This is a genomic window from Corynebacterium sp. HMSC064E10, assembly GCF_001812505.1.
GTDB lineage: Bacteria > Actinomycetota > Actinomycetes > Mycobacteriales > Mycobacteriaceae > Corynebacterium > Corynebacterium amycolatum.
In genome coordinates, this window is record NZ_KV809171.1 from 272919 (window position 1) to 283457 (window position 10539).

Here is a 10539-nt window from a genome sequence, read left to right on the forward strand (position 1 = left end):
TAAACGCAGTCAGTAACTCGCATCGACCCAACGCCGCCAGACATAAATGCAGTCAGTAACTCGCATTAAGAGCTAAGTGGCAAAAAGCGTCCACCCGGCGACATACTGAGCGGACATACTTTTGTCTGTTAACCCGTCGCTGCCACCGGGGCGCCACAGTCTAGGTTTCCCCGAGCCCCGGGGCCAGATGTCAGTTTTCAACTTAAAATATCTGCTATGAACTGGCGATTTGCTTATGTTTAGCGCTGTTCTGTAGAGTAACAACTCGTGCGCAGCGCTGGTAATCCAGAAAGATGAGCACAGCATTTAAGGCCCTGTGGCGCAGTTGGTTAGCGCGCCGCCCTGTCACGGCGGAGGTCGCGGGTTCAAGTCCCGTCAGGGTCGCCACTTGATTAATTTCAAGTCTGGCCAGATAGCTCAGTCGGTAGAGCGTCCGCCTGAAAAGTGGAAGGTCAGCGGTTCGATCCCGCTTCTGGCCACAATTAATCCCCAGTCCGGAAACGGACTGGGGATTCTTTGTTTTTACCAGGTGTTTGTCGTGGGGATCGTCGTAAAGCAAAGTGCATTGAGCCGTGCGAAAACCTTAAAGTGGGGGAAATTAAACCGCGTGCACACCCTAGCGGATAGGATGTTGTGCATGAGTAAGGAATTCGCCTCAGCAGGAACGCTGTCCCACGATAAGACGCTGCCGTGGGTCGTGCGCATCTTCGTCTACACGGATGCTGAGGGCAGCCAATCGGCTGCTGAGAAGGTTCGTGGGGTGCTCGCGGAACTGATTCCGGATCAGGAAGTCAACGTCTACGAGGATGTCATGCCCGATGTGGGGCGCACCTCTTCGCTCGCTGATTTGTGGGCGGAGGCCAACCCAGGCATGGATCCGGGGGATCGGAAGCGTTATCGCATCAGTGTGGTGGCTCCGGGGCTTTCTCACTGCGAAATGGCGGATTTGGCAGGCCCGCTCGCTGAGGCCGTCAGCCCGGGGTGGGCAGAAGGTGAGGCTGCGGCTAAGGTCGCGAAGGGCGATGTCCCGTGCCGTGTCGCTGTCGGGCGTGCCGACGAGCACCCGGGCGAACCCCCGCTAGTGCAGAATTAGCCAGGATTCGGAATTAATCCGAAGCGAGAGCTGTTATCTGGGTTACATCCTAAGAGTCGTTTGCAATGACGACGCTTCACAACCACGAGAGGGAAGTGATTCCGAAAATGGCACACACTATTTCGCATGATGAGGCCGGTCAGCGCTACGTTCTCACCGTAGAGGGAGAAGAGGCCGGTTTTGCCGCTTACACCCCGGTGGAAGGTGCCCTGGATTTTGACCACACGGTAGTAGATGGCAAATTCCGTGGACAAGGCCTGTCCAAGCCGCTTATCGCAGGTGCGCTGGATGATGTTCGGAAGAACAACCGCAAGATTCGCACCAGCTGCTCCGCTGTTGCCAACTTCGTCGAGAAAAACCCGGAATACCAGGATCTACTGGCTGACTAGTCGCTGAAGGGCAAAGAACGCATAAAGAAACCGACCGGCTGCTCACGATAGCAAGAGCAGCCGGTCGGCTTATTTATGCGTAGAGATAGCTTTAGGGCAGGGCTAGATGAAGTCCCCGTCACCCTGGACGTACACCGCCGGATCGCACAACGGCTTGTGTTCGCCGGGCTTGGCAGGGCGTACGCGGCCCGGAATTCCTATCACGATGGAATCGGGTGGGCAGCTGTGGGTGACCACGGAGTTGGCGCCAATCGATGAACCCGCACCAATTGTGATCGGGCCAAGGACTTTCGCACCTGCCCCGACGGTGACGTTGTCCTCCAGAGTTGGGTGGCGTTTTACCTTCTCCAGTGAGCGGCCGCCGAGTGTCACACCGTGGTAGAGCATGCAGCCGTCACCGATCTCTGCGGTTTCACCAATGACGATACCCATGCCGTGGTCGATGAAGAACCTTCGGCCAATTTGAGCGCCCGGGTGAATCTCAATACCAGTCAGCCAACGGGAAAACTGTGCGAGTACTCGTGCAATGCCCTTGAAAATCCCGCCTCGTTTCCAGAGGCGGTGCGAGAATCGGTGAATCCAGATTGCGTGTAGGCCGGAGTAGACAATGGCATTTTCTACATCACTGCGCGCAGCTGGGTCATGCGCACGGGCATTGTCCAGATCCTCTTTGAGGATTCGGAAAAAGTCACTCATGGGCGTCAATTCTATCTGGTCGGAAGTGTGGGCAATGCAAAAACCCGCTTGCCGACGGAAAGTGCCAGCTAGCGGGCTCTGCAGAGAAGGTTACGGGCGCTTATAGCGCTTGGTTTTAGTCGCGCAGGTCCTCGTACAGGATGGAGGAGACGTAGCGCTCGCCGAAGTCAGGGACAATCACGACGATGTTCTTGCCCTCAGCCTCCGGGCGGGCTGCAATCTCGAGAGCAGCCTTGATGTTTGCACCGGCGGAAATGCCGCCGAGGATGCCCTCGGCTGCAGCAACCTTGCGGGAGACCTCAATAGCGTCCTCGTTGGTAACCGCAATAATCTCGTCGAGAAGCTCCTGGTCGAGAACCTCTGGGATAAAGTTTGCGCCCAGGCCCTGAATCTTGTGCGGGCCGGCGGTGCCCTCGGTCAGCAGTGGGGAGGCCTTCGGCTCAACGGCCACCAGCTTGATGTCCGAGTTGTGCTTCTTCAGCGTGCGACCAGCACCGGTAATGGTGCCGCCGGTGCCGACTCCAGCCACGAAGTAATCAACCTTGCCGTCGGTAGCTTCCCAGATTTCTTCACCAGTGGTTGCCTCGTGGATAGCCGGGTTGGCCGGGTTGGCGAACTGGGAAGCCAGGATTGCATTGTCGGTGTTAGCCACGATTTCGTTGGCCTTATCGACAGCACCGCGCATGCCATCTGCGCCCGGGGTGAGTACAAGCTCAGCGCCGAATGCGCGCAGAACGACGCGGCGCTCCTGGCTCATGGTGTCCGGCATAGTGAGAATGACCTTGTAACCGCGGGCTGCGCCGACCATTGCCAGCGCGATACCGGTGTTGCCCGAGGTACCCTCGACGATGGTTCCGCCCGGCTTGAGCTCGCCAGAGCGCTCGGCGGCATCGATAATTGCGTTGCCGATGCGGTCCTTGACCGAGTTGGCAGGGTTGTAAAACTCCAGCTTGGCAATCACGTTGCCCGGCAGGCCCTCGGTAACACGGTTGAGCTTAACCAGCGGGGTGTTGCCGATCAGTTCAGTGACATCGTTATAAATAGTCATTAATCTTATCCATTCCGGAAATCACAGAGGACTTCCTAATGAGTTTTCGCGTGTAGCCGTAGTGTACGCCTGATGCTGCAATTAGTACAGACCAGTTCGTCTATTTTGGGAATTGCGTGGGGAAGGGGGCTGTTAATTCCGGTGTCACCACCGTCACAGTTGCCGCGGCCGGCACCGTCGCAGTCACACCGCTGATTTCGCAATGCTCCTGCTCTTACCACGTTAACGCTATGTGATTGCCCTGCTCGTCTTTACCTCCATTGTGAGGGTAAAGAGCATTAAAGTTTCTTAGAATCCACTATTCTGAGACGTGATTTACGGTGCACGGGAATGCCTTGTAAATAGGCAGCGGCCCTCGCCACTGTGATTGGGCGCGATTGCGGCCGTTATCTGCACAGCGGTTATATGCGATAACCGAAAACGCAGGCAATGGATCCGATGATTGCGGTGCTTCGTCGAAGCCACTCAGGGGGACTCAAACCTTTGGGGAAGGAGGCGAGGCATTAATAGAAGTGTGAAGCTTTCCTCAGCCCATCAGCCAGGAGACCGACTGTAAATCATCCAATTCGCGTCCGCGGATTGGCGGTCGAGCGGTGCTGTCGAGGTGAATAGCGCCGCAGAAAGAAGATTTACATCATGCATATTGCTGAGGGATTTCTCCCAGTTACTCATTGCATTGGGTGGGGTGTAGCTGCCGCTCCCTTTGTCATTCACGGCGCAGTTCAAGCCAAGCGCACTATGAAAGAGCATCCCGGTAGCGGCATGCTGCTCGGTGCTGCCGGTGCGTTTACTTTCGTGCTCTCCGCAATCAAGATTCCATCCGTGACGGGTTCCACTTCGCACCCGACAGGTACGGGTTTTGGTGCTGTAATCTTCAAACCTCCGGTGATGGCGCTGCTTGGCTCCATCGTGTTGCTCTTCCAAGCAATCTTGCTCGCTCACGGCGGCATTACGACGCTTGGTGCGAACATCTTCTCCATGGCAATCGTCGGCCCGTGGGTCGGCTACGCCTTCTACGTATTGACTCGAAAGCTCGGTGGAGGCCTGCTGCCAGGTGTGTTTATGGCAGCGTTCTTCGCTGACCTCTCCACCTACGTCGTGACCTCCATGCAGCTCGCTCTTGCGCACCCGGCAAACCCGGGCGGTGTTGGCGGCGCGCTGGCTACATTCCTCGGCCTGTTCGCTATCACGCAGATTCCGCTGGCAATCATCGAGGCTCTCGTCACCGTCATTCTCATGCGCACCCTGCTGGCAGTGGCACACACTGAGCTCCTCGATCTCGGCTTCCTGTCCCGCTTCGGCGATGCGCCAGCACCGGCGCTGGAGGCGAAAGCTGCAGACACCACAACCAACGCTGTTGCAGGGTCTGCCACTTCGCAGAATGCTTCAGCTGCATCCGTATCCGGCCAGAAGCAGTAGCCGTCGTCAAGCGAAAAGAAGCGAAAGAGAGCACGATTATGAATGCAAAAAACAACGCGCAGATTGTCGACGCACAGGCAGCTAGCCGGCCGAAGAAGAACTCCGTGTGGGGCAGCGTCGGTCTTATTGTCCTGGTAGTCGTAATTGCCATGTTCCCGCTGTTCTTCAACTACGGCGACGACGACGCAGAGGAGCCGTTCGCCGGCACTGATGCCACCGCTACGGAGACAATTCAGGAAATGGACCCGAACTACGAGCCGTGGTTCGAGCCACTCGTCGGCGAACTGCCGGGTGAGGTCGAGTCGGGTCTGTTCGCGCTCCAGGCCGTTATCGGTGCTGGCGTCCTGTTCTACGTTATTGGCTTCTACCGAGGGAAGGCTGCTGCGCGTTCAGACAAGCGCGAGAAAGAGCAGTGAATGCGCTAGAAGCCGCAGCGGCGCGCAGCGCTTGGGCGCGCCGTAACGTGGGCGAAAAGATCCTGCTGCTCGGTGGGCTGTTGATTCTGGCGGTTGCGCTTCCGCCAATTCCCTTTGCGCCGGTCATTGCGGTCATTGCTTGGTTTATTGCGTACATAGCCCGGGTGCCCCGCAAGCTGTATGTGGCAATGGTGCTGGCACCGGCGGTTTTTGTGCTCGTCGGCGCGTTTCCGATTTTGGTAGCGCTTACTCCCGACGGTCTCGCGTGGTCGCCGGATGGCCCGCAGCGAATGGCGCAGGTTGTGATGCGTTCGTTTGCGGGTATCAGCTGCACGATGGTCTTTGCGCTGACCACTCCGATTTCGGAGCTCATTGCGTGGCTCGACAAACGTGGCATGCCTCGGTACCTGACGTACCTTGCTGAAGTGATTTATCGGATGACTGGCGTGCTGATTCACTCCGCGCACTCAATGACAGAAGCCCAAGCGCGACGTCTTGGGCACTCCACGCGCCGGGCGATGATTCGTGATGTCGCGGCGCAGTCCGCCAGCCTCTTTGTCATCGCTTTTGCTCGAGCCCGCAAGATGCAAGAGGGAATTGAGCTGCGTGCCGATCCGAGCGCAATGAAAGTACTGGTTATTTCGCGGCCGAGCCAGCCGAAGTTCCTCGCGATATCCAGTGCATTACTTTTGTCGTTGATTGCGGCCTGGGCGCTGCTGAAATGGGGTGTATAGGGATGTCGATCAGTAGGAAAAATAGCGCTGATCGCGTGGATGGTGCCAGCGGCGCCATTGTGGAAGCGGCCGCAGTTACATTCGCTTATGACGAAACCCACGTCCTGAAAGGCGTGGAGCTGGCAATTTCGGGTGGCGAGCGCCTAGCACTATTGGGCGCAAACGGTTCTGGCAAATCCACGCTGTTGCGTATGCTCGCGGGAGCGTCTAAGCCCGATGGCGGTGAGGTTCGCCTTGATGGCACCGCCTATAAGTACTCCCGGCACGGCCGCAATACGGTTCGCCGCTCAGTACAGATGGTCACGCAGGATCCGGATGAGCAAATCTTCGCGGCTAGCGTGTTTGCAGATGTCTCTTTCGGTCCCGTCAACCTGGGGCTGGAGAACGAGGAAGTCGAGCGGCGCGTCCGAGAGGCTCTAGGCACCGCCGAAATCACCGATCTCGCCGAACGCGTCCCGCACCAGCTCTCCTATGGTCAGCGCAAGCGCGTCGCTCTCGCAGGCGCGCTGGCGATGCACCCACGCGTCCTGCTTCTCGACGAGCCCTCCGCCGGCCTCGATCCGCAGGCGACCCGAAAGCTTGCACACACGCTCGATCAATTGCGCGATCAGGGCACAGCCGTCGTCGTCGCCACGCACGACATCGACTTCGCGTGGAATTTCGCCGATCGGGCAGCAGTGCTTGCCGACGGCAAACTGCGAGTTGGCTCCAAAGAGGAAATTTTGGCGGATCGACGGTTGGTCGAACATGCTCGATTGGCTTTGCCTTGGGCGCCCGTAGTCTCCAAGGCGATTGGGCGAGATGTGCTCCATCCAGAAGATGTTTAGGCGAGCGGTTTGGTTGGTGAATAGCTCATCGATATGTGCAGCTAAACCACGCTAAAAATGAGAGAAACGCCCGCGGGTAGGGCGCAATGCCTATAAAGATAGGCCTAGAAATATAGGCGAAGCTGTCGCATTTCTTCGCTTCCATTTCACGTCACACCTGTCCGCGGGCGATCTCCGTGGCCGTGGCACTTTGCAGTGTCTTCGGCGCATCAGGCAGGTATTCGGACTTCCTGGCGTGACCGACAATAAGGGGATGACGACTGCCGCTTGCTTCGATGCTTACGTGCAGAACCTTATTATCAATTTTCCTACTTTTCGCCGCTTCCCAAGGTTGAAATAACCTCAGTGCCGTTGGCGAATTTTGTTCCAGATTACCGCTGCGGGACAGTTCCGGAATTGCACCGGATTCCCTCTTGCGTTTGCTGTGCACCACCTTCGGACAACCACGTGGAGGACGTAGCATTGAAAGTGGAACTCAACAAAACCTGTTGCATGAATGACAATAGCGCACCAAAGTAAATCAGCGACAGTGTTTTTCGAAAATGTCCGCATTGGGGGTAAAACGCCGTTCATTACCCTCTGTTATCAACATTCACGCAGTTTATTAGCGGAAAAATAGCTACCCCCTGCCTTGTATCCATTCGGCCGAGGCGGGGCTAATGACAGGATTTATCCTGGTATTTTCTTTACGTACTTGTAGAGAAACCTAGTTGTTTCCTAAGATTGTGTGACGGATGCCTTAATGCAGGTGTACCCGTTCGGAGGGTACTATCTACTTTGTACGGTTTACAGCCCCCGAAAGGGTCCGTAGCCGCTGAGCGGTAGTTGGCCATTTCGTAGGAGTGTAAGTCGGCGCGAAGTCACAGGCTGATGGTGCCTCTGTGGGTGCCAGTGAAGTAATTTGCCCGTTACGCAGGAGGACGCGAGATGGATCCCCACCGCATTCTGGACGACAATGAGGTTATTAAGTCGTCCTTGGTCGCCCTAAAGAATGCGACTGGTATTCCGGTCACAATGTATGCGGAAGTCACCGATAACTCTAAGATGCAGATCAACAACTGGGTTGGCCTGCGTACCCCGGCTCTGCAGAATCTGACTGTGGAATCGGGTGCGGGTGTCGGTGGTCGCGTGTTGGCCACGCGCCGCCCGGTGGGTGTCAGTGACTACCTGCGCGCCAAGGTTATTACCCACGAGTATGACGACAAGATTCGTGACGAAGGCCTGCACTCGCTGGTCGCCGTGCCGGTGATTGTTTCGCGTCTTGTTCGTGGCGTGCTCTACGGTGGCGTGCACTCCTCGGTGCGCCTGGGGGACAAGGTTCTTGAAGAGGTCACAATGACCGCCCGTTGCCTGGAGCAGGACCTCGCTGTCGTCGACGCCTGTCGCAATATGGATCGCTCCGGTAACGGTAAGGGCGGTCGCATCATGAATGGCGCTGAATGGGAGCAGGTTCGCTCCACGCACTCCAAGCTGCGCATGCTCGCTAACCGCGTGGATGATGAGAAGCTGCGCCAGGAGCTCGAGGTGCTCTGCGACCAGATGGTCACCCCAGTTCGCGTTAAGCAGACCACCAAGTTGTCTGCTCGTGAGCTCGATGTTCTCGCCTGCGTCGCCCTCGGTCACACCAACGTCGAGGCCGCAGAGGAAATGGGCATCGGTGCCGAGACCGTTAAGTCCTACCTCCGCTCCGTAATGCGCAAGCTGGGTGCCCACACTCGCTACGAGGCTGTCAACGCAGCCCGTCGTATCGGCGCACTGCCGTAAACCGCTTGACGACGGGGCGCCGCGTTCCTAGCAAACTTGGCTAGTGAACGCGGCGCTCTTTCGCATCTACGGCCGTTTGGCGCTCATCTTCGCGCTCTCCACCGGGAATCCATTTAACGTCGTTGCCGTCGTTGGCCACTCTCGAAAGAATAAACAACAGGTCAGACAGGCGATTGAGATACTTCGCCGGTAGGACTGAAGTAGTTTCGGGAAACTCGCGGCAGGCAGCCCATGCCGCACGCTCGGCCCGACGAGTAATCACCCGAGCTGTGTGCAGCAGTGCCGCGGCTGGTGTGCCTCCAGGGAGGATGAAGGAATCCAGTTTTGGTAGTTGCTCATTGAACTGGTCACACCAGTGCTCGAGTCGCTCGATGTAATCCGGCTCGATACGCAATGGCGGGTACTTCGGGTTTTCTTCAATAGGTGTTGCCAGGTCGGCTCCGGCATCAAAGAGATCATTCTGCACGTAGCGGATGACAGTCGACACCTCGTCGTCAAGCGCGCCGAAACTGCGCGCCTGACCGAGTGCGGCGTTGGCCTCTTCGCACGTGGCGTAGGCGATAAGGCGAGAATCATCCTTGGGAACGCGGCTGAAATCGGATAATCCAGTGGTGCCGTCGTCGCCGGTGCGAGTGTAAATGCGAGTTAGATGAACGCTCATAGTTTCAAGCCTAAGCGCGATATTGCGAAATGTGGTTGGCTGGGGGAGTGGGAAATGAGCGATTTCTGGTTAAAGGCGGAGCGACGCTAAACGGTCAGGTTCAGATTTCCGGGGCGAAGAACTCGGTTCTGAAACTGATGGGTGCGGCGCTTCTGGCCGAGGGCACGACAGTACTGACGAACTGCCCTGAAATTGACGACGTGCCATTGATGCAGAAGGTCCTCGAAGGCCTTGGTTGCTCCGTGACGCGTGAGGGTGACCGGATTGAAATCACGGTGCCCGAAGAACTCTCGCATCACGCTGACTTCGATGCCGTGCGCCAGTTCCGCGCTTCGGTTTGTGTGCTCGGGCCGCTGACGGCGCGTACCCGTAATGCGATTGTCGCACTGCCCGGTGGTGACGCAATTGGTTCCCGCCCGCTGGACATGCATCAGGCTGGCCTGGAGAAATTGGGTGCACGCACCTATATTCACCACGGTTGCGTGGTGGCTGAGGCGGGGCGACTCAAGGGGGCGAACATCAAGCTGGACTTCCCGTCCGTCGGCGCGACCGAGAATATTCTGACCGCGGCCGTACTCGCTGAAGGTACGACTGTGCTGGATAACGCCGCCCGTGAGCCCGAAATTGTCGACCTGTGCGAGATGCTCGTGGAGATGGGCGCCAAGATCTCGGGTGCGGGGTCGAACACCATCATGGTTGAGGGCGTCGAGAAGCTGCACCCGACTGAGCACAGGGTCGTCGGCGACCGAATTATCGCGGGGACCTGGGCCTATGCTGCGGCGATGACCGGCGGCGATATTACGGTCGTTGGCATCAACCCTAAGTACCTGCACCTTCCTCTGGAAAAACTGAAGAATGCAGGCGCTCAGGTCGAGACCTATCCGCAGGGCTTCCGCGTGCGTATGGACGGGCGTCCGCAGGGTGTGAACTATCAAACGCTTCCATACCCAGGCTTTCCGACGGACATGCAGCCCATGGCCATTGCTCTGTCCGCGGTGTCCGAGGGGACGTCAGTGCTTACCGAGAACGTTTTTGAGTCGCGCTTCCGGTTTGTCGACGAGATGATTCGCCTCGGCACTGACGCGACTATCGATGGCCACCACGTGATGATTCGCGGAAAGGAAACGCTGAGTTCGGCACCTGTGTGGTCTTCGGACATTCGCGCTGGTGCCGGTCTGGTGCTGGCCGGGCTGTGCACTGAAAAGGGAGACGTCACCGAGGTGCACGATGTTTATCACATTGATCGCGGTTACCCGGGTTTCGTAGAGACGCTAAATGCTCTCGGCGCTTCTGTTGAACGGGTTAGCTAGTGGTCGTTGGCTTCCGGCTGATGGCTAATAGCTAAGCGCACGGTGCTAGTGAAGCGCACGGTGCGGAAAACCATCGCAAATCTTCGGTTTTGGATGCTTTAGAACCGTTAGGAGTGATTCTCCAGTGGGGCATGTGGTGGTTTTCGCTCTCTTACCTGGGGTTTTGTGTCTTTAGGTGGGGT

11 protein-coding genes, 2 tRNA genes and 2 riboswitches are annotated in these 10539 nt (G+C 57.4%); of the genes, 10 read left to right on the forward strand and 3 right to left on the reverse strand.

The window, feature by feature from the left end:
• Positions 1-310: 310 nt before the first annotated feature.
• From HMPREF2860_RS01735 to HMPREF2860_RS01750, 4 genes are all read left to right on the forward strand, one after another.
• Positions 311-387, forward strand: a tRNA-Asp gene (locus HMPREF2860_RS01735).
• Between the two features lie 19 nt (positions 388-406).
• Positions 407-479, forward strand: a tRNA-Phe gene (locus HMPREF2860_RS01740).
• Between the two features lie 158 nt (positions 480-637).
• On the forward strand, positions 638-1093 hold the full coding sequence (locus tag HMPREF2860_RS01745) for a hypothetical protein (RefSeq protein ID WP_038626465.1): 456 nt from the start codon (positions 638-640) through the stop codon (positions 1091-1093).
• Between the two features lie 107 nt (positions 1094-1200).
• Positions 1201-1482 (forward strand): GNAT family N-acetyltransferase, encoded by a 282-nt coding sequence (locus HMPREF2860_RS01750; protein WP_042388192.1) that lies wholly within the window; start codon positions 1201-1203, stop codon positions 1480-1482.
• A gap of 102 nt (positions 1483-1584) precedes the next feature.
• Here HMPREF2860_RS01750 and epsC read toward each other — a convergent pair whose 3' ends face one another.
• Both epsC and cysK read right to left on the reverse strand, forming a co-directional pair.
• Entirely contained in the window at positions 1585-2178 is a 594-nt protein-coding gene (gene epsC / locus HMPREF2860_RS01755) for a serine O-acetyltransferase EpsC (protein WP_016421365.1), read from the reverse strand.
• Between the two features lie 115 nt (positions 2179-2293).
• Positions 2294-3226, reverse strand: a complete 933-nt coding sequence (cysK, locus tag HMPREF2860_RS01760) for a cysteine synthase A (RefSeq protein ID WP_049181146.1) — start codon at positions 3224-3226, stop codon at positions 2294-2296.
• Between the two features lie 301 nt (positions 3227-3527).
• Positions 3528-3796, forward strand: a riboswitch (cobalamin riboswitch).
• 66 nt (positions 3797-3862) lie between these two features.
• On the opposite strand from cysK, the gene HMPREF2860_RS01765 reads away from it, so the two are divergent.
• The 5 genes from HMPREF2860_RS01765 (at position 3863) to ramA (ending at position 8386) form a co-directional block, all read left to right on the forward strand.
• Positions 3863-4645, forward strand: a complete 783-nt coding sequence (locus HMPREF2860_RS01765; protein WP_016421363.1) for an energy-coupling factor ABC transporter permease — start codon at positions 3863-3865, stop codon at positions 4643-4645.
• A 38-nt stretch (positions 4646-4683) separates the two neighbouring features.
• Positions 4684-5061, forward strand: a complete 378-nt coding sequence (locus HMPREF2860_RS01770; protein ID WP_038626455.1) for an energy-coupling factor ABC transporter substrate-binding protein — start codon at positions 4684-4686, stop codon at positions 5059-5061.
• On the forward strand, positions 5058-5795 hold the full coding sequence (cbiQ, locus tag HMPREF2860_RS01775) for a cobalt ECF transporter T component CbiQ (protein WP_038626453.1): 738 nt from the start codon (positions 5058-5060) through the stop codon (positions 5793-5795). Before HMPREF2860_RS01770 ends, cbiQ begins: the two co-directional genes overlap by 4 nt.
• Positions 5796-5797: 2 nt before the next feature.
• Entirely contained in the window at positions 5798-6622 is an 825-nt protein-coding gene (locus HMPREF2860_RS01780; protein WP_038626451.1) for an energy-coupling factor ABC transporter ATP-binding protein, read from the forward strand.
• 194 nt (positions 6623-6816) lie between these two features.
• Positions 6817-7074: riboswitch (cobalamin riboswitch) on the reverse strand.
• 475 nt (positions 7075-7549) lie between these two features.
• Positions 7550-8386 (forward strand): acetate metabolism transcriptional regulator RamA, encoded by an 837-nt coding sequence (gene ramA, locus HMPREF2860_RS01785; RefSeq protein ID WP_005511953.1) that lies wholly within the window; start codon positions 7550-7552, stop codon positions 8384-8386.
• Between the two features lie 40 nt (positions 8387-8426).
• On the opposite strand, the gene HMPREF2860_RS01790 is transcribed toward ramA, so the two are convergent.
• Positions 8427-9047 (reverse strand): cob(I)yrinic acid a,c-diamide adenosyltransferase, encoded by a 621-nt coding sequence (locus HMPREF2860_RS01790; protein ID WP_049181144.1) that lies wholly within the window; start codon positions 9045-9047, stop codon positions 8427-8429.
• A gap of 47 nt (positions 9048-9094) precedes the next feature.
• On the opposite strand from HMPREF2860_RS01790, the gene murA reads away from it, so the two are divergent.
• Complete coding sequence (murA, locus tag HMPREF2860_RS01795; protein ID WP_224786688.1) at positions 9095-10357, forward strand: UDP-N-acetylglucosamine 1-carboxyvinyltransferase; 1263 nt, start codon at positions 9095-9097, stop codon at positions 10355-10357.
• The last annotated feature ends 182 nt before the right edge of the window (positions 10358-10539 follow it).